Raw genomic sequence first — 18,350 nt, 5'->3', positions numbered from 1 at the left:
AACCCGGCCAACCGGCCCCACAGTCCAGTCAGGCGTACGCTGACCAGGTGTCGAGCCGTCAGCAACTGCGCGTACTGGTCGAGGATCCGGGGGATCCCCGTAGCCGGGAGGTGGGTCTCGACTTCCCCCGGGAGTGGATCGAGTTCGCCGACCCGGCGGACGCCGAGCATCTGATCCGGGCCGACCTGACCTGGCTGCTGTCCCGCTGGACGTGTGTCTTCGGCAGGTCCTGCCATGGCATCATCGCCGGCCGGGCCGCCGACGGTTGCTGCTCGCACGGCGCGTTCTTCACCGATTCCGACGACGAGAAACGGGTGCGTACGGCCGCGCGACGGCTCACCCGGGAGACCTGGCAGCACTACCGCCGTGGGTTCGACAGCTACACCGAGATGGACACCATCGACGGGGAGAACCCGGCCCGGCGTACGGCCACCCACGAAGACGGACCGTGTGTCTTCCTCAACGACGCCAACTTCCCTGGCGGGGGTGGCTGTGCCCTGCATGCCCAGGCGATCCGCGACGGCGTGCATCCGCTGGAGTACAAGCCGGACGTGTGCTGGCAGTTGCCGGTACGCCGGGACCAGGACTGGACCGAGCGCCCGGACGGCACCAAGGTGCTGGTGTCGACGCTGTCCGAGTTCGACCGGCGCGGCTGGGGCTCGGGCGGGCACGACCTCGACTGGTGGTGTACTTCGGCACCGGAGGCGCACGTCGGCACGGAGGCCATGTACCTGTCGTACGCACCGGAGTTGACCGCGCTGATCGGCAAGGAGGCGTACGCCCTGCTGGCCGATCTGTGCGCTCAGCGTGCCCGGCAGGGCCTGGTGGCTGCGCACCCTGCCACCGTCCGCCAGGAGTCGGCTGGTCAGGGCTAGAACCAGCTGGTCAGGGCCGGGAACCAGCCGGTCGGGACCGGAAACCAGCGGTCAGGGCCGGGTGCAGCGGTCAGGGCCGGGTGCAGCGGGTCACGGCTCGAACTTGTAGCCCAGTCCACGGACGGTGACGATGAACCGGGGCGCCGACGGCTCCGGTTCGATCTTGGAGCGCAGCCGCTTGACGTGCACGTCCAGGGTCTTGGTGTCACCGACGTAGTCGGCTCCCCAGACCCGGTCGATGAGCTGTCCCCGGGTCAGTACCCGACCGGCGTTGCGGAGCAGCAGCTCAAGCAGCTCGAACTCCTTGAGTGGCAGCTGTACGGAACTGCCGCTGACGGTGACCACGTGCCGCTCGACGTCCATCCGTACGGGGCCGGCGGAGAGGGTCGCGGCGGACTCGTCGACCGGCTCGGTGGACTGCCGACGCAGCACCGCCCGGATCCGGGCGACCAGTTCCCGGGGCGAGTACGGCTTGGTGACGTAGTCGTCGGCCCCGATCTCCAGCCCGACCACCTTGTCGATCTCGCTGTCCCGGGCGGTGACCATGATGATCGGCACGCGGGAACGCTGACGCAGCTGACGGCACACTTCCGTACCGGACATCTCGGGCAGCATCAGGTCGAGAAGGACGATGTCCGCGCCGGTCCGGTCGAACTCGGTGAGTGCCTCCGGGCCGGTGGCAGCGACCGATACCTCGAACCCTTCCTTGCGGAGCATGTAGGAGAGGGCATCGGAGAACGATTCTTCATCCTCGACCACGAGAACGCGGCTCAACGGATCTTTCCTTTCCTCTGTCAGGCCTGGCGGAGTTCGGCCGAACCGGTCTCGATATCAGCAGGCGGCGGTGGCGGCAGCAGGGCGTCCGGTGGTCGCGCCGGAAGCCGCAGGGTAAACGTCGATCCTCCCCCAAGCGTGCTGGAGACTTCCACTCGTCCGCCGTGATTGGTCGCGATGTGCTTGACGATCGCCAGCCCCAGTCCGGTGCCACCGGTCGCCCGCGAGCGGGCCTGGTCCGCCCGGTAGAACCGCTCGAAGATCCGGTCGACGTCGTTCGGGGCGATTCCGGGTCCCTGGTCGGTCACCGCGATCTCGATGTGCTCGTCGTCACCCCGGGTAGCCACGGTCACTTCGGTTTCCTCGCCGGAGTAGGCGATGGCGTTCTCCACCAGGTTGGAGACGGCCGTGGCCAGTTGGCTGTCACTACCGTACGTGATGAGGCCCGGTTGGCCAACGACGGTGATCTCGATCCGTCGGGCGGCTGCGGCGGTACGGGTCCGGTCGACGACCTCGGCCAGCACCCAGTCCACCGAGACCGGGTCCGGCGCGGGCAGCGGTTCGGCCCCCTGCAACCGGGTGAGTTCGAGCAGTTCGTTGACCAGTCGGCCGAGACGGGTCGACTCGTGCTGGATGCGCTCGGCGAAGCGCCGGGCCGCCATGACGTCCTCGGACGGGGTGGTCGCCGGTCCGGCACCGTCGTCGCCCGGGTCGGTGGCGTCCACCAGCGCCTCGGCCAGTAGCGCAAGTGCACCAATCGGGGTCTTCAACTCGTGGCTGACGTTGGCCACGAAGTCCCGCCGTACCCGCGCGACGCGGTGTGCCTCGGTCGCGTCCGACGCTTCGACGGCGACGTACCCCCCGCCGAGTCCCATGGCCCGCAGGTGCACGCCGAGCGGGTCGTGGGTGGCACCATCGCGGCCACGCGGCAGGTCGAGCTCGATCTCGCGCCGCACACCGGTGCGGCGTACCTGCCCGGCCAGGGTACGGACGATCGGGTGTGCGGCGATGGTTCCCGGCCCGGACCCGGCGCGCAGCAGCCCCATCGCCCGCGCAGCGGGGTTGATCAGGATCGGGCTGTCCTTCGTGTCGAGCACCACGACGCCGACCTGTAGCGAGTCGATGGTCTTACGGCCCAGTCCGGCGGGTCCGCCCGGCTGATCGTCCAGCCGTTCCCGCCCGGTTTCCACCCGTTCGGGATGGTCCCGACCTGACCCGGCATGACCCCGGCCTCGGTCGACGTGGCCCCGACCGGGGATGGCCGGCGCGGGGGGTTCCGGGGCCGGTGACGTGGCGTGACCGGCGGCCGGGCCGACCGGCGCGGTCGAAGGGCTTCCCACCTCGACCGGAGGGGGCAACAATCGACGCCGACGGCGTACCAGCAGCGGTCCGGCGGCCAGTCCCACCGCCAGGCCACCCAGTACACCCGCCACGATCTCCCATTGCACACGGCGATCGTATGGCCAGGGTTGACCTGACGACCAGGCAGAACGGGACAAAGCCGGCGTACGTCGATGAATGTTCACCAGCCGGTCCGATGTCGTTCACCGCTGTTCACCCTTCGGCCGTTCCGTCGCCCTACGGTTGGCCGGCCACCTGGCCACACCGACCACAGGACGTGAGTGATGCGCGACGAGTTCCGGGCCGAACTACATATCGTCAGCCAGCTGCTGGTGGACATGGCGGAGGCCGTCCGGGCAGCCATGCGCAAGGCCACGAAGGCGCTGCTGACGGCCGACCGGGACGCTGCTGAAGCGGTGATCGCCCGCGACGACGAGGTTGACGACCTGTACCGGCAGGTCGACGAGCGGGTCTACGACCTACTGGCCCGGCAGGCACCGGTCGCCTCCGATCTACGTACGGTGGTGACCGCCCTGCAACTCGCCGCCGATCTGGAGCGGATGGGCGATCTCGCCGACCACGTGGCGAAGACCGCGCTGCGCCGGCACCCCTCCCCGGCCGTACCGGCCGAACTGCGGAGAGTGTTCAAGGACATGGCCGAGGTCGCCGACCGGATCGCCGAGAAGATCGCGAAAGTGCTCTCCAAGCCCGACGCCGACCTCGCTGCGGAACTCGACCAGGACGACGACGCGATGGACGCCCTGCACCGGGACCTGTTCGCGATACTGCTCAGCGACGACTGGCCGTACGGCGCGGAGACCGCCATCGACGGCGCGCTGCTCGGCCGCTTCTACGAGCGCTACGCCGACCACGCGGTCAACGCCGGTCGGCGGGTGGTCTACCGGGTCACCGGCGACACGATCTGACCCACCCCGGCGATAAATACAGGTCAGGGCCCCTTCTCGTGCAGGAAGCGATGAGAAGGGGCCCTGACCTGAACCTCAGCGGCCCTGGTTGGCGACCGCTGCGGCGGCTTCCTTGGCGGCCTCCGGGTCGAGGTAGCTGCCACCGGTGACCAGCGGACGCAGCGACGGGTCCAGGTCGTAGCGCAGCGGGATGCCGGTGGGGATGTTCAGCTTGGCGATCGCCTCGTCGGAGATCTGGTCCAGGTGCTTGACCAGCGCCCGCAGCGAGTTGCCGTGCGCCGCCACCAGCACGGTACGACCAGCGCGGATGTCCGGCACGATCGAGTCGTACCAGTACGGCAGCATCCGCTCGACGACGTCCTTGAGGCACTCGGTACGGGGCATCAGCTCCGGCGGCAGCAGCGCATACCGGGGGTCGCCCACCTGGGACCACTCGTCCCCGTCGGCGATCGGCGGTGGCGGGGTGTCGTACGACCGACGCCAGAGGGTGAACTGCTCCTCGCCGTACTCGTCGAGGGTCTGCTTCTTGTTCTTGCCCTGAAGGGCACCGTAGTGCCGCTCGTTGAGTCGCCACGACCGGCGTACGGCGATCCAGTGCCGGTCGGCGGCGTTCAGCGCCAACTCAGAGGTACGGATGGCCCGACGCAGCACACTGGTGTGTACGACGTCCGGCAGCAGGCCGTGCTCGCGCAGCAGTTCCCCGCCGCGCCGCGCCTCGGCCTCCCCCTTGGCGGTCAGGTCCACGTCGACCCAGCCCGTGAAGAGGTTCTTGGCGTTCCAGTCGCTCTCGCCGTGCCGCAACAGGACCAGGGTCCCTACCGTGGCCCCTTCGCCCGCTACAGACTCACTCTTCGTGCTCGCAGTCATGGGGATCATCCTGCCCGACGCGTCCGTCGGACACGCGCAGACCGGTCGTGACGACCGCCACGTGGAAAAGGCCGCGACCAGCCGCAACCCGCCCCACTAGGTTGTGTAAGGCATTGCGGATTGATGAGTCATTACAAAGCGGGGGACGGTAATGCGCACGGTACGGGGCTGGTTCGAGGAAACCGTCGGCGGGTTACCGAAGACGTTCTGGTACCTCTGGACCGGCACGCTGATCAACCGGCTCGGCTCGTTCGTCCTGATCCTCCTGGCCATGTACCTGACCAAGGAGCGCGGCTTCTCGGAGTCCCAGGCCGGGCTGGCGCTGGGGGCCTGGGGTGTCGGCGGTGCCGCCGGCACCATGCTCGGCGGGACGCTGGCCGACCGGTGGGGTCGACGTCCGACCCTGCTCACCGCCCATCTCGGGGCGGCCGTCTTCATGCTGGCCCTCGGCTTCGCCCGGGAACTGCCGCTGATCATCGCCACCGCGTTGCTGCTCGGCTTCTTCGCCGAGGGCACCCGACCGGCCTTCGGCGCCATGATGATCGACGTGGTGCCGGAGAAGGATCGGCTGCGCGCCTTCTCCCTCAACTACTGGGCGATCAACCTCGGCTTCGCCTGTGCCGCACTGCTGGCCGGGCTCGCCGCCAAGTTCGACTACCTGCTGGTCTTCAGCGTCGACGCGGCCAGCATCCTGCTCACCGCGCTCATCATCTTCGTCAAGGTCCGCGAGCCGCGCCGGGCCGCCGCGACGACTGCCACGACCCGATCCGGTACGACGAAGAAGTCCACCGGCAGCGTCCTGACCGCCCTGAAGGACCGGGCCTTCCTCAGCTTCGTCCTGCTCAACTTCCTCATCGCGATGGTGTTCCTCCAGCACATCTCGATGCTGCCGATCGCGATGAGCGACGACGGCCTGAGCCCGTCCACCTTCGGCTCGGTGATCGCACTCAACGGCGTACTGATCGTCTCCGGCCAGCTCTTCATCCCCCGGTTGATCAAGAACCGGCGACGTGCGCACGTACTGGCCGCAGCGGCCGTCGTCACCGGCATCGGTTACGGGTCGACCGCCTTCGCCGACACCGCCTGGCTCTACGCCGGCACGGTGCTGATCTGGACGCTCGGCGAGATGCTCAGTTCCCCGTCCAACTCCAGCCTGGTCGCCGAACTGTCCCCGGCCGACATGCGGGGGCGCTACCAGGGCGTCTTCTCGCTCTCCTGGCAGGGCGCGAGCGCCCTCGCCCCGGTGCTCGGCGGTCTGGTACGCCAGCACCTCGGCAACTCCGCCCTCTGGCTCGGTTGCGCCGGGGTCGCCGGTTTCGCGGCCCTCTGCTACCTGGTCTTCGGTCCGGTGTGGGAACGCCGCGCCACCGCCCTCCGCCCGGTGACCGCCCCGGACCCGGTCCGGTCGGAGCCGGACCCGGTCCGGTCGGAGCCGGACCCGGTCCGGTCGGAGCCGGACCCGGTCCTGTCGGCGGCGGCCCCAGTTCTGTCGGCGGCGGACCCGGCGCGACCCGAGCCGGCCACCCCGGCACGACCGGCGGCCGAGAACGAGGAGCAGAAGCCGCCGAAGGGGCTCGCCACCATCCAGTGACCAGTAACACGCTGGCGCATCGGTCGACTCGTTCCTACGGTCGACACCGCCATTCAACTGGATACAAACTTTTCTGGAGGTTGCGTGCGCGGCATGCGAGCCTGGCTGCACGACACCGCAGGTGGCCTTCCCGCTACCTTCTGGTATCTCTGGTCCGGGTTGTTGATCAACCGGGCCGGCGCATTCGCAATGCTCTACCTGTCGCTCTACCTCACCGAGGTACGCGGCGCGGACAAGGCACTGGCCGGCGTGGTGGTTGGTACGTACGGCGTGGGCGGGGTGGCCGGTGTCCTGCTCGGTGGGGTGCTGGCCGACCGGTGGGGGCGACGGGCCACCCTGTTCTGGTCGCACCTGGCCGCTGCGGCGCTCATGGTCGCGCTCGCCTTCACCGGCAGTCTCGTCGCCATCGCGGTCTTCGCCACGCTGGTCGGCGTCGCCCACTCCATGCCCGGACCGGCCTTCGTGGCCGCGATCGTCGACGTGGTCCCGGTCGAGCGGCGGTCCCGGGCGTTCAACCTGCAATTCTGGGCACACAACCTGGGGATGGCGGCGGCGTCGCTGCTGGCCGGGCTGGTCTCCCAGGCGAGTTTCACCGCACTGTTCCTGGTGGACGCCGCGGCCACGCTGACCACCGCGCTGATCATCGCGTGGAAGGTACGGGAGACCCTGGTCCGCAACGACATCCCGCGTACGGCGACACCGTCGACGAAACGTCGACCGGGCCTGCACACCGCACTGACCGACGGGACGTTCCTGGTCTTCGTCGGGCTCACCTTCGTACTGGCGCTGCTGAGTGCCCAGACGTCGACCATCATGCCGCTGGCGATGCGGGAGGACGGTCTCAGCCCGTCGGCGTACGGGGTGGTGGTGGCCCTCGGTGGCGCACTGATCGTGGTCGGCCAACTCTTCGTACCCCGGCTGATCGACGGTTACCTGAAACACCGGGTACTGGCGGTGTCGACGGGCGTGATGGCGGTCGGCTTCGGCGCGTTGGCGTTCGCCGACGTGTTGCCCTTCTACCTCACGGCTGCGGTCATCTGGACGATCGGCTCGATGCTGGCCGCCCCACCGAACGCGGAGATCAATGCCGAACTGGCACCACCTGCCCTACGGGCCCGCTACCAGTCGGTGTTCTACCTGGTCTTCCCGATGGCGGCGTTCGTCGCGCCGGCACTCGGCGGGGTGAGCCTCCAGTACCTGGGTGACTGGCACTGGGTCATCACGGGTGGAGTCGGCCTGCTGGCCACCGGCGGCCACCTGTTGGCCGGCCCGGCCCGGGAACGGAAGGTCGCGGCGATCCGCCGCGTCACCGAAGGCGATCCGTCGCCCGTGACGACCGACCTCTCCGGAAAGGCAGCCGTTCTCGAAACTGTGGCCGATACCACGGGAACGGTGTCCAATGCGTCGAACCGGTGAGGTTGCCGCCGTCCGGTGAACGGAATGGGTTTGTTCGCTGAATGGGGGTGAAACCGACGGCGGCGGGTGACGCTCACCCCCGTAAGCGTCACCCGCCGCACCGCCGGTCCACAGGTGGCTACCGTCCCCCGACAGCTACCACCCGTCCCCCTGCGCACCACTCTCGATGTGCAGATCCAATTAACCTGCTGTTCCCCCGAACATTTTCGAGCGCGGCGCGTGCAATAACGTTAGATCCAGGCGTATTCCTGGCACAACTTATGAGCCTGTTCCGCCGATCACACCAGCTGTGACCAGCACGTTCACGACGTCTGGTACAACCGTGACGAGCTTTCGGGCATTCCCGACGGATGGTCAGGCATCCTGACGATCTGGGGACTCGGTACGGAAGAAGTTGCTCTGCCGACCGTCGGACTTCTGTTCCTGATAGATGAAATTGACTCGGCGGGTATCGAACGTCTTGAACCAGTCATCCCAGCTGATCTGCTGGATCCTGCCGCCTTCCCGCCACCCGGGGAAATTGAACGTCAGAACGCCCGGCCGACCGTCATGCTCGGTGCCCTGGATCGTCGCCGGTTTGGCGTTACGCGCCCGCGCCCACCGCTGGATGACTTCGTGGTTCGTGGTGACCAGGCTCCGCCCCGGACGTTCCGGCTGGTCGGCCGGCGAAGTAATCTCCTGGGCGTACTTCAGCGACCGGGACATCGTCGTGCCCTGACGGATACCACCTGCGCGGGCCGACGCGGCCGGCTTGGACATGGTCTGCTTGCTCGTCGCAGCGGACCTACCGGCCGAAACGGAACTCTTCGGCTTCGCCGCCGAAACGGTGCTCTTCGGCCTGCCGGCCGCTGCGACACTCTTCCGGCCCGCCGCCGCCGTCTTCCGACCCGCAGAAACGGTCTTCTTGCCCGCCGCCGCCGTCTTCTTGCCAGCGGGCGCAGTGCTCTTCCGGGCCGGGCCGGTCGTCGTCTTGCCGGTCGCCGATCGTCTCCGCTCTGCCCGCAAGGTCTTGACGAGCGTCTTGACCAGGTCGCCCTTGCGAAGAGCGGAAATGCCGGTGACGCCGTGTTTCTTGAGCTGACCACGGATCTCGTCGACCTTGAGTTGTCCGATGCTGCTCTCCGAGATCTCCGGCGTGTTCGGCGTACGGTTGCCCAGCCGGCTCCTCGTCGCGGTCCGCTGGGACTTCGTCGTCGTCCCCGACCGGTTCTTCGTCGCGGTCGCAGTCCCGCCGCGACCCGAACTGTTGCGCTGAGCGGCCATGAGATGCTCACGCTCCCTTGACAGTCTGTCCTCGGCAAGGCGGCGGGTCGCGGCAGGTCACAAACTGCGCCCGGCCCACTCCCGCGCCGCTACCGTCGGTTACCCGTCAGGCCTCGCCCAAACCCGGATCCTGCGGCTGGAAAAGGTGCGCGAAGGCGGCCAGATTGGCGGTCGATTCACCACGCGAGACCCGCCACTGCCACTCCCGACGGATGGCCGAACCGAAACCGATCTCCAGCATCGTGTCGAAGGACTCGTCGGCATAGGTGAGCACCGAGCCGAGCAGCCGATCCAGTTCCTCCTCGTCCAGCCCCGCCAGGCTGACCCGGCCGGTCAGATAGACGTCACCGGCGGCGTCGATCGAGAACGCCACGCCGTACATGCGGGAATTGCGACGTAACAGCCAGGCCCACAGGTTCTCACGTCGTTCGTCCGGCTGACGCATCACGAACGCCTCGATCCGCAACGCGTGCTGGCCGACGATCAGGTTGCAGATGGTCTTGAGTTTGTGTGTGCCGGGCAGCGTGACGGCGTACGAGAACTCGCCGGTCGGTTCACAGGCCAGTTCCCGGTCGGCGCACGCCGCCTCGATGAGCCGGGCAACCTCGCTCTGCCGGTCGGCCGGACCGCCTCCGCCGCTCAACAGGCACCTGCCGGCTGGGCGGTCGGATCATCGGCAGCCAGCCCCGAAACCAGGTTGTTCCAGTGCTTCGACACCGCCTCACGGTAGACCGTCAACAGACCGGTCGCCGTACGGGACCAGGAGAAGGCACTGGCATGCCGGACCGCTCCCCGGGACAGCTCGGCCCGGCGGCGCGGCTCGGTGAGCAGGGTGCCGAGCGCCGCGGCCCAGTCGTCGGCGGCATGGCCGTCGACGAGCACCCCGCTGACCCCGTCCCGGACCGCGGTGACCAGACCGCCCACCGAGGCTGCCACCACCGGCGTACCGCAGGCCTGCGCCTCCAGCGCGACCAGCCCGAAGGTCTCGTTGTACGACGGCACCGCCACCAGGTCGGCCGCCCGGTAGACCGCCGCCAGGTCGTCACCGGTCTGCGGCGGCAGGAACCGTACGGTGTCGGTGATCCCCAGCGACGCGGCCAACTCGATCAGCGAGGTGGGCCGGTCCAGGCCCGTTCCGCTGGGGCCACCCACGATCGCCACGGTCAACTCGTCGACCAGGCGCGGGTTGCGGCGACGCAACGCGGCAACCGCCCGCAGCAGCACGTCGGGTGCCTTGAGCGGCTGGATCCGGCCGACGAAGGCGACGACGTACCCGTGTGGTGCCAGACCCAGCCGACGGCGGGCGGCGAGCTTGGCCGCGACCTCCCCACCGACCGGCGGGGGCTGGAAGCGTTCCAGGTCGACACCCGGTTCGACCACGGTCACCCCGGCCGGATCAGCCCCGTAACTGGCGATCAGGTCCTCGGCCTCGGCCCTGGTGTTGGCGACCAGCCGGTCGGCCTCGGCCACCACCTGCTCCTCGCCGATCACCCGGGCCTTGGGCTCGGGCCGGTCACCGGCGGCGAGCTGGGCGTTCTTGACCTTGGCGAGGGTGTGTGCGGTGTGCACCAGCGGCACCCCCCAGCGTTCCTTCGCCAACCAGCCGACCTGACCGGAGAGCCAGTAGTGGGAGTGGATCAGGTCGTAGAAGCCGGGCGGTCGGGCCGCCTCGGCCCGCAGCACGCCGGCGGTGAAGGCACAGAGCTGGCCCGGCAGTTCCTCCTTCGCCAGCCCTTCGAACGGACCTGCGGTGACGTGCCGTACGTGCACGCCGGGTGCCATCTCCACCACCGGCGGCAGATCGCTGGCCGTGGCCCGGGTGAAGATTTCCACCTCGACGTTCGCCTCCGCCAGACGGCGGGCCACCTCGACGATATAGACGTTCATGCCACCGGCATCGCCGGTCCCGGGCTGGTGCAACGGCGAGGTGTGTACCGAGACGGTCGCGATGCGTCGAGGCCCGCGCCTGGGTTGCGTGCCCCGCTGCCGAGCCACGCCGGTGTGCCCATCCAACACATCCGCTCCTTCTGTCACGGTGATATGCCGTTCGCACGACCGGCGTTCTGAATCAACCTCAGCGCCGTACGTCATCTTCCCGATCGAGTGACGACCATGCTTTCGGCCGCCCTCGGAGGGTGACCGACCTCATCCCGACGCCGTGTGTACGTATCCGCGTACGGGTGGTAAAGAATGGTCGGATGATCCAGATCGCAGTCGTCACCGGCGCTTCCAGTGGAATCGGTGCCGCCACCGCTCGACGGTTGGCCGCCGAGGGGTTCCACGTCCTCGCCGCCGCCCGCCGCCCGGACCGGTTGACCGAACTGGTCGACGGGATCAGGGCTGCCGGCGGCTCGGCCACGGCGGTCGTCTGTGACGTCACCTCGGACGAGTCGGTGGCCGCGTTGGCAGCCGAGGCGGTGAGCCTGCCCGGACCGGTCACCCTGCTGGTCAACAACGCCGGTGGGGCACGCGGGCTGGACCCGGTCGAGTCCGGGTCGGTGGACGACTGGCAGTGGATGTACGACGTGAACGTGCTCGGCACGCTGCGGGTCACCCAGGCGCTGCTACCCGCCCTGGAGGAGTCCGGTGCCGGCACGATCGTGGTGATCAGCTCGACCGCCGGGTTCACCGTCTACGAGGGCGGCGGCGGTTACACGGCGGCCAAGCACGCGCAGACGGCGATGGCCGGCACGCTGCGGCTGGAGCTGTGCGGGCGGCCGGTCCGGGTCATCGAGATCGATCCGGGGATGGTGCAGACGGACGAGTTCTCACTGGTCCGGTTCGGCGGGGACGCCGAGCGGGCGGCAGCCGTGTACGAAGGTGTCGCCGAGCCGCTCCTGGCCGAGGACATCGCCGACTGTGTGGCCTGGTGTGCGACCCGGCCACACCACGTCAACGTGGACCGGTTGGTGGTCCGCCCGCTGGCCCAGGCGGCCCAGCACAAGGTGCACCGGGTCCGCTGACCGGAGGTGACCCACCGCGCTCAGAGCAAGACATGGCATGGACCGTCAACGCCGACCGGTGTGGTCGGCGTTGACCTTCAGCGTCGCCAGAACATCCAGCGGCGACGACGCCACGGGGTTGCTGTGTAGGCAATCAGCCCCGCACCAAGCAGTGCGATGCTGAGAAGGAGGCTGGGTAGATCGTCGTGCGGCCGCGCGCTGAACTCCCACCACTGGTATCGCTGGTCCCCGCTGTATCCCCAGTACCACAGCACGATGGCCACCACCGACGGCAGGGTCCACGCCAACCGCCACCCCAATATCGCCCCTGCAATCAAGGCCAGTCCGAACCAGGCAAGCCACGAACGGGCGATGATCCCGACCACCGACGGGTGCATCACGAACGCACAGCTGCCCAGATAGATCGCCGCAGAGCCGGCACTCAGGATGACGAGATAGCGCCGCTGCATGGACCGTAGCCGTCGGGTCGCCACCAACTCCAAATCGGCAAGCTGACTATGCAACGCGAGGACCGGCAGCACCCCAGCACCCATGCCGAGCATGCGCCACAGGGGGATCGTCGCCCTGCCCTGCTCGACCGCCGTGGGTAGCGGTGCCTCGACCAGACCGAACCAGGCGGCCAGTGCACCCAGGAGGACCGCGACGGCCAGGACAGTCCGGGCTGGCCGGACGGCGCGGAACAACCGAACCGGAATTGCCCCTGTAGAAGTTTCAGCGTCCCGGCTGACAGTAACGCCCACGTAGGTCGCTCACCTCTCCCTCAACCCAGCGGAACTGCTCTACGCGAGAAGAGTCACCAGCAACCGCGCGTCCCTTCGCCCATGCCTCCTGCATCTCGGCCGGAGCATTGGTGTGGTAATCCGGGCTGCCCTGACCAACCAGGTATGCCTCCACCCAGGCACCAATCGCCCAGAGCCGGCCCTGGTCCGGCGGTGTGAGCCTTTGCCAGTTGCAGGTCTGCACGTCCTTGAATCCGAAGGTCGAGCCGGTGATCGCGTTGCCTATGGCCCCGGCATAAGACCACGGACTCCCCTCGAGGATGTAGAAGACGGGCGGCCCGACTTCATAGCCGACGTACTCCTTCCCGTCGGGCCCGATGTACCGGCTCTTCTGGAGTCCGACCTCGTTGATGCGTGGCGGACGGACGAAGATGTCAGGCAGCAGGTCGATGCGCGCATTGAGATCCCGAAGCTGCGGCAGGTATTTCTCATGTTCGGGCCAGATACACAGAGCAGTCGCGCCCTCGATGCAGATCACTTTGTCTCCCGGCGGTTTCCGTTCGGCCACCGCGCTGGTCGTGACCATGACCATGACGAGCGGCAGGACCGCAGGAAGCAGCACCAGCCCTCTCTGCTTGGGTTGCCGTAGGGCACCGGAAGCGGGCAGCCAAACTATGACCAGTAACAATGCCACGACCGCCGCAAGCCGCAGCGCCAACGGCAACGGAGCGACTGCCACATCCGGTCGACCAGTGACCACCACGAATCCCACACGGTCCAGCAAGGCGACAAGAAACAGGTACCCAAGCGCCGCCACGAGAGCCGAAAACACGGGTCCGAGTAACTGGCCGCAGGCCCAGCCCAGGGCAACCGCCAAGAGAATCACAAAAATGCCGAGCAAGAAGTAGCCCAACCACAGGTGCACGCCCGGAGGGAACGTCCGAGCGGTGACTGCAAAGGCTACTGCCTGACCGATCAGATACGGAATCAACAAGACGACGAGGGTGGCGCCGAGCCGATGGGCCTCCGAGACCAGGGAGTGCACCCGCGCAGCCCTCAACTGTTCCCCAAGCCGATGCCGTGCTGGCGCGCCCGCTGCCCAGGCCGCCGCCCCCGCTCCGACCACACCAAGCAGATAGGCGGGCACCTGCGCAGCAGCACCGGTCTCCGGCCAGACGCCGATCCAGTACCGGGTCCGCAGAAACAGCACAGCCACGTCGATGACGACGAGCACCGGAAGTGCCCAGCGGATCGGGGAGTTGCGTACGTGCAGCCACAGCCCGCTCACAGTTGCTGCTCCCCCTCGGGCAGTAGGTGCATGTATGCCCGTTCCAGCCTGGAGTGCCCGGGGAGGCCATCATGGCCCAGGGCCTCCAACTCGGCGACCGTACCGTCGAATCGGGCCTCCCCGCTGTGCAGCACGATCACCCGGTCACAGACCGCCCCAACATCGTCAATGAGGTGGGTACTGAGCACCACGACCGTGTCGCCGAGCCCAGAAATAATTTTGCGGAACTGTAGACGCTGACGTGGATCCAGACCGACTGTCGGCTCGTCCAGCAGCACCAACCGAGGACGACCCACGACCGCCCAGGCGATCCCGGCACGCCTCCGCATACCCCCGGAGAGACTGCGCATCTTCGCCCGCCGCTGATCGGTCAGGTCGACCATCTCCAACGCCTCATCGACAGATCGCCGCCACTGGCCGGATGGCACTCCGCGCATCCAGGCCGCGTAGGTCACGAAGTCGGCAACCGTCATCTGCGGGTCGAAGCCGAAGTCCTGCGGCAGATAGCCGATATGGTCCCGGACCCGGCGAGCCGACCGCTCACTGTCTATCTCGATGTCGTCGATGCGGACCACGCCGTTCCGTGGCGGCATGACGGTTGCCAGGGTACGGAGCAGCGTCGTCTTACCCGCCCCGTTGGGACCCAACAGCGCCGTTAGCCCTGGTCGCAGCGTTATGCTGAGATTGTCGATGACAGTCGAAGTTCCATACCCCTGGGCCAGCGCGTCAACTACGACACTCATATAGAGGGCTCTCATTTCATGGGAACACGGTGGAAGGAGTGTAGCCGAAGACCACACTCCTTCCACCACATTGCTGGTGTCTGTCAGCTGTAGTCGTAGACAATCCAACCGTTGCTGGCGGAGAATGCGCAGTCGTTGCCGGGCGCATCGGTCGTGCTGCCTGCGAGCCGAACGGCGAAAACGCTCTTGCCCCCCTGGGCCGAACACGATACGCCCGACGTGTATTTACCAGGAACTTTTGCGCCCGGCGTAGGACACCTCTGCGTCCAAGCAGTGTTCCACCATTGCGTGTAGCAGTTGTAGACGACGTCGGACGTGCCGCCAGCGGCCGCAGGAGCAAACTCTCCTCAGATCGACACTGAGTCACGCCATGAATGGAGCTTCAGGCGCTATCCCTCGTCTTGCTTGCAATCGATGTTATCGATAGATCAACGTCACAACAACCCAAAAATGTAGTGAGTTCTGTTCAAATATGAACGCTGGGCGTTGAATCTTTACCAAAGCTACGCCGAAGGCTGCACGCGACCCGTCTACGCAGCGGCCGTGACCCCAACTGCGCCAGCGGCAAACAGCCCCAGCACGGCCACCTGGGCGACACGCTTTCCCGCGAGACGCGATCGCAACGAATCTTCAGACGTACGCATAACGAGGGCGGCGGCCGGGTACAAAGGTGTGGCCGAACCGCTCCTGGTCGAGGACATCGCCGACTGTGTGGCCTGGTGTGCGACCCTGCCACACCACGTCAACGTGGACCGGTTGGTGGTCCGTCCGCTGGCCCAGGCAGCCCACACCCGCGCTTTGACATGCAGGCTGACCGGGGCGGTGACGGTGTCGACAGGTTCGGAGGCGGCTGGGTCAGCTCGGGGACCTACGGCTGCGTACCGTGACGCAGGCCACTCCCTGTCGTGCACCTGGCCGGGCGGGAGAGGTCGTCTTGCCTGATGTGAGACGAAGCGTGGACGCGGTCGACGAGGCGGAACTCGTGCGTCGTACGGCCACGGGTGACCGGCGGGCCTTCGACGAGTTGTACCGACGTACGTCGCCGTGGCTTGCCGTGCGGCTACGTCGCCGGTGCTCCGACGAGGACGTGGTCGCCGACGTGATGCAGGAAACCTACCTGGCCGTCTGGCGGTCGGCCGGGAGCTTCGCCGGCGCCACCACCTCGGGCAGCGCGGTCGGCTGGCTCTGGACGATCGCCGCCAACCGGCTGGTCGACGCGTTCCGGCGGCGGGCCCGGCAGGCGCAGGTGCCGGCCGTGCCGCTCGCCGAGACGGTTGCTCCGGCCGCCGAGGACGAGGTGATGGCCGGGCGGGTCGACCAGAACCTTGAGCGGGCGCTGCTGACACTGCCGCCCGAGATGCGCCAGGTGCTGCGCGCCATGGTGCTCGACGGGCTCACCTCACGCGAGACAGCGGTGCTGCTCAACGTGCCGGAGAACACGGTGAGGTCCCGCGCCCGGCGGGCCCGGATCGCCCTGCGGGAGGCGCTGTCATGACCACACACCCGAGTCTCGCCGCGATCGCCGAGTATGCCGGTGGCGGCCACGGTCTCGACGAGGCCACCGTCTGGTCGATCGAGGTCCACCTGGAGGACTGCGCGGAGTGTCGGGCCCGGCTGGCCGGCAGCGCGGCCGGCAGCACTCTCGACCTGCTCGACCGGGTCGCCGCCGGGCTCGACCGGGAGATCGCCGCCGGGCCCGCCCCGGCCCGCCACGCCCGCCGCTGGTTGGCGCCGAGGCGTCGCTGGCTGGTCGCCGCTCTCTTGCCTTGGGTTGCCATGACGGTCCCGGTGCTGCTCTGCGCGCTCGCGCTGAACCAACTGCTGCCAGACCTGCCGTCACTGGTGCTGTTGCTCGCCCCGGTAGCGCCGCTGCCCGGGGTGGCGGCTGCCTGGAGCCGCCGCCTCGACCCGGCCGGCGAGCTGATCTCCAGCACTCCTGCGGCTGGCCTGACCATGTTGTTGCGGCGCACCCTGGTGGTGCTCGCCGTGATCGTTCCGGTGCTCGCCCTGTTCGGAGCCGGCACCGGGACGTCGCTGGCCCTGATGTTGCTGCCGTGCCTGGCGTTCACCGCCGGCACCATCGCGCTCGGCGCACTGATCGGCGTATCGCGCGCCGCAGTCGTCCTCGGCACACTCTGGGCGCTGGCCGTGGTCGTGCCCACCGTGGTCACCGAGGACCTGCCGCTCGTGCTGCGGCCCCACAGCACCCTCTTCTGGGCGCTGGCCGCTGCGGTGCTGTTCGGCGTCGCGGCGAGTCGCGCCGGCGACTTCCGTCGGCTGGCCAGCCACCGATGAGCTTCCCTCCCCCGCTACGAAAGGTATCCCCATGCGTACAGTGAGCGCGGCCGAGACGGCCGCCATCACCCATCCCTGGGCCGTACACGCCGACAGCCTGCGGGTGAAGGCCGGAACCCACCTGGCCATCGACGGCCTCGACCTGTCCCTCGGCACCGGCGTGCACGCGCTACTCGGACCCAACGGTGCCGGCAAGACCACCCTGATGCGCGCCCTGGCCACCGTGGTCAAGCCGACCGGTGGCACGTTGACCCTGCTCGGCGCGGCCGTCAACGACCGCACCGACCTGCGGCGGGTGCGCCGCGGCCTGGGCTACCTGCCGCAGCAGTTCGGCTTCTACCCACGGTTCACCGTGCGCGAGTTCGTGGAATACATGGCCTGGCTCAAGGAGATGCCGAAGTCCGCAGTGCCGGCCGCCGTGCAGCGGGCGATCGACCGGGTCGGGCTCTCCGCCAAGGCCGACGCGCGGATGAAGACACTCTCCGGTGGCATGCTGCGCCGGGCCGGCATCGCCCAGGCGATCGTTAACGATCCGGAACTGCTGCTGCTCGACGAGCCCACCGTCGGCCTCGACCCCGAGCAGCGCCTCGACTTCCGCGAACTGCTGCGCGACCTCGGCGTCGACAGCTGTGTCCTGGTCTCCACCCACCTGGTCGAGGACGTGGTGGCCGCGTGCACCGATGTCGTCCTGGTCAATGAGGGGCGGCTGGTGCACCGGGGCACCACCGACTCGCTGATCGCCGCAGGCGGTTCCGGCGACGTCGGGGACAGCCCGGCCGAGCGGGGCTATTCCGCCCTGCTGCGCCGCCACCGGGCGGAGGCGGGCCGATGAACCGCATGCTGCGCATCGAACTACGCCGCTCCGCCGCCCTCGGAGCTGCCCTGATCCTGCTGCTCACCGGTGCGATCGTGTGCTACGCCACCCCGGGACGCTGGTCGTCCAGCTGGATGGCACTGGTCATGATCGAGCGGGAATACCTGGTGCTGTTGTTCCCCCTGGCGCTGGCGGCCGGGGCCTGGCAGGGCCGCCGGGAAAGCCGGGCCGGGCTGGCCGAACTCATCGAAAGTACGCCCCGGCCACGCCCCCAGCGGGTCCTGCCGCTCCTCGGCGCGCTCGGCATCACGGTGGCCGGCGGTTACCTGGCGGTCCTGGCGGTGACCGCGCCCTGGATCGCCGGTACCGCCCGCTATCTCCCGGCGGCGGCGTTCGCCGTGGTGGCCGTCGGGGTTCTCGCCGTGGTCGCGGCGGCCTGGCTGGGCCTCGCGGTCGGGCGCCGGTGGCCGGCGGG

General features: G+C 68.4%; 17 protein-coding genes and 2 pseudogenes. 10 read left to right on the top strand and 9 right to left on the bottom strand.

Features of this window, described 5'->3' with window-relative positions; genetic code table 11:
• Window positions 1-47: 47 nt before the first annotated feature.
• Window positions 48-875, top strand: a complete 828-nt coding sequence (locus ACFQ4H_RS14870) for a hypothetical protein (RefSeq protein WP_377571296.1) — start codon at window positions 48-50, stop codon at window positions 873-875.
• Between the two features lie 90 nt (window positions 876-965).
• Here ACFQ4H_RS14870 and ACFQ4H_RS14865 read toward each other — a convergent pair whose 3' ends face one another.
• Window positions 966-1,649, bottom strand: coding sequence for a response regulator (locus ACFQ4H_RS14865; protein WP_377571293.1), 684 nt, complete (start codon window positions 1,647-1,649; stop codon window positions 966-968).
• 20 nt (window positions 1,650-1,669) lie between these two features.
• The gene (locus ACFQ4H_RS14860) at window positions 1,670-2,908 is read right to left on the bottom strand and encodes a sensor histidine kinase (protein WP_377571525.1); all 1,239 of its coding nucleotides are present in this window, start codon (window positions 2,906-2,908) and stop codon (window positions 1,670-1,672) included.
• 366 nt (window positions 2,909-3,274) lie between these two features.
• On the opposite strand from ACFQ4H_RS14860, the gene phoU reads away from it, so the two are divergent.
• Window positions 3,275-3,916 (top strand): phosphate signaling complex protein PhoU, encoded by a 642-nt coding sequence (phoU, locus tag ACFQ4H_RS14855; RefSeq protein ID WP_377571290.1) that lies wholly within the window; start codon window positions 3,275-3,277, stop codon window positions 3,914-3,916.
• 75 nt (window positions 3,917-3,991) lie between these two features.
• On the opposite strand, the gene ACFQ4H_RS14850 is transcribed toward phoU, so the two are convergent.
• Entirely contained in the window at window positions 3,992-4,783 is a 792-nt protein-coding gene (locus tag ACFQ4H_RS14850) for a phosphoglyceromutase (protein WP_377571287.1), read from the bottom strand.
• A 151-nt stretch (window positions 4,784-4,934) separates the two neighbouring features.
• On the opposite strand from ACFQ4H_RS14850, the gene ACFQ4H_RS14845 reads away from it, so the two are divergent.
• The gene (locus tag ACFQ4H_RS14845; protein ID WP_377571285.1) at window positions 4,935-6,374 is read left to right on the top strand and encodes an MFS transporter; all 1,440 of its coding nucleotides are present in this window, start codon (window positions 4,935-4,937) and stop codon (window positions 6,372-6,374) included.
• 93 nt (window positions 6,375-6,467) lie between these two features.
• Complete coding sequence (locus ACFQ4H_RS14840; RefSeq protein ID WP_377571524.1) at window positions 6,468-7,790, top strand: MFS transporter; 1,323 nt, start codon at window positions 6,468-6,470, stop codon at window positions 7,788-7,790.
• A gap of 354 nt (window positions 7,791-8,144) precedes the next feature.
• Here the strand turns inward: ACFQ4H_RS14840 and ACFQ4H_RS14835 are convergent, their stop codons facing one another.
• The 3 genes from ACFQ4H_RS14835 to mshA form a co-directional block, all read right to left on the bottom strand.
• On the bottom strand, window positions 8,145-9,053 hold the full coding sequence (locus ACFQ4H_RS14835) for a hypothetical protein (protein ID WP_377571282.1): 909 nt from the start codon (window positions 9,051-9,053) through the stop codon (window positions 8,145-8,147).
• 106 nt (window positions 9,054-9,159) lie between these two features.
• Window positions 9,160-9,696, bottom strand: a complete 537-nt coding sequence (locus tag ACFQ4H_RS14830; RefSeq protein ID WP_377571279.1) for a type III secretion system chaperone family protein — start codon at window positions 9,694-9,696, stop codon at window positions 9,160-9,162.
• Window positions 9,693-11,069 carry a D-inositol-3-phosphate glycosyltransferase gene (gene mshA / locus ACFQ4H_RS14825; RefSeq protein WP_449289021.1) on the bottom strand — a complete coding sequence of 459 codons (1,377 nt, stop codon included), beginning with the start codon at window positions 11,067-11,069 and terminating at the stop codon, window positions 9,693-9,695. Before mshA ends, ACFQ4H_RS14830 begins: the two co-directional genes overlap by 4 nt.
• 182 nt (window positions 11,070-11,251) lie before the next feature.
• Here mshA and ACFQ4H_RS14820 point away from each other — a divergent pair, with 182 nt between their 5' ends.
• Window positions 11,252-12,016 carry an SDR family oxidoreductase gene (locus tag ACFQ4H_RS14820; RefSeq protein ID WP_377571274.1) on the top strand — a complete coding sequence of 255 codons (765 nt, stop codon included), beginning with the start codon at window positions 11,252-11,254 and terminating at the stop codon, window positions 12,014-12,016.
• A 77-nt stretch (window positions 12,017-12,093) separates the two neighbouring features.
• Here the strand turns inward: ACFQ4H_RS14820 and ACFQ4H_RS14815 are convergent, their stop codons facing one another.
• From ACFQ4H_RS14815 to ACFQ4H_RS14805, 3 genes are read right to left on the bottom strand one after another with little or no spacing between them, the layout of a single operon-like run.
• Window positions 12,094-12,699: a hypothetical protein gene (locus ACFQ4H_RS14815; RefSeq protein WP_377571272.1), complete on the bottom strand. Its 606-nt coding sequence runs from the start codon at window positions 12,697-12,699 to the stop codon at window positions 12,094-12,096.
• 28 nt (window positions 12,700-12,727) lie between these two features.
• Window positions 12,728-14,023, bottom strand: a complete 1,296-nt coding sequence (locus tag ACFQ4H_RS14810; RefSeq protein WP_377571269.1) for a hypothetical protein — start codon at window positions 14,021-14,023, stop codon at window positions 12,728-12,730.
• Window positions 14,020-14,766 (bottom strand): ATP-binding cassette domain-containing protein, encoded by a 747-nt coding sequence (locus tag ACFQ4H_RS14805; RefSeq protein ID WP_377571267.1) that lies wholly within the window; start codon window positions 14,764-14,766, stop codon window positions 14,020-14,022. Before ACFQ4H_RS14805 ends, ACFQ4H_RS14810 begins: the two co-directional genes overlap by 4 nt.
• A 648-nt stretch (window positions 14,767-15,414) precedes the next feature.
• On the opposite strand from ACFQ4H_RS14805, the pseudogene ACFQ4H_RS14800 reads away from it, so the two are divergent.
• The 5 genes and pseudogenes from ACFQ4H_RS14800 to ACFQ4H_RS14780 form a co-directional block, all read left to right on the top strand.
• Window positions 15,415-15,552, top strand: a pseudogene (locus ACFQ4H_RS14800) (oxidoreductase); the annotation flags it as partial.
• 157 nt (window positions 15,553-15,709) lie between these two features.
• Complete coding sequence (locus ACFQ4H_RS14795) at window positions 15,710-16,261, top strand: RNA polymerase sigma factor (RefSeq protein WP_377571522.1); 552 nt, start codon at window positions 15,710-15,712, stop codon at window positions 16,259-16,261.
• Window positions 16,258-17,061, top strand: a complete 804-nt coding sequence (locus tag ACFQ4H_RS14790) for a cupin domain-containing protein (RefSeq protein WP_377571264.1) — start codon at window positions 16,258-16,260, stop codon at window positions 17,059-17,061. Before ACFQ4H_RS14795 ends, ACFQ4H_RS14790 begins: the two co-directional genes overlap by 4 nt.
• Window positions 17,062-17,092: 31 nt before the next feature.
• Entirely contained in the window at window positions 17,093-17,893 is an 801-nt protein-coding gene (locus ACFQ4H_RS14785; RefSeq protein WP_377571262.1) for an ATP-binding cassette domain-containing protein, read from the top strand.
• Window positions 17,890-18,350 (top strand): annotated as a pseudogene (locus ACFQ4H_RS14780) (hypothetical protein); the annotation flags it as partial. The gene ACFQ4H_RS14785 and the pseudogene ACFQ4H_RS14780, both read left to right, overlap by 4 nt.

Origin of the sequence: Micromonospora sonneratiae, from assembly GCF_042679305.1 — a bacterium.
Classification (GTDB): domain Bacteria; phylum Actinomycetota; class Actinomycetes; order Mycobacteriales; family Micromonosporaceae; genus Micromonospora_H; species Micromonospora_H sonneratiae.
This window is presented reverse-complemented; position numbering and strand designations above follow the sequence as displayed.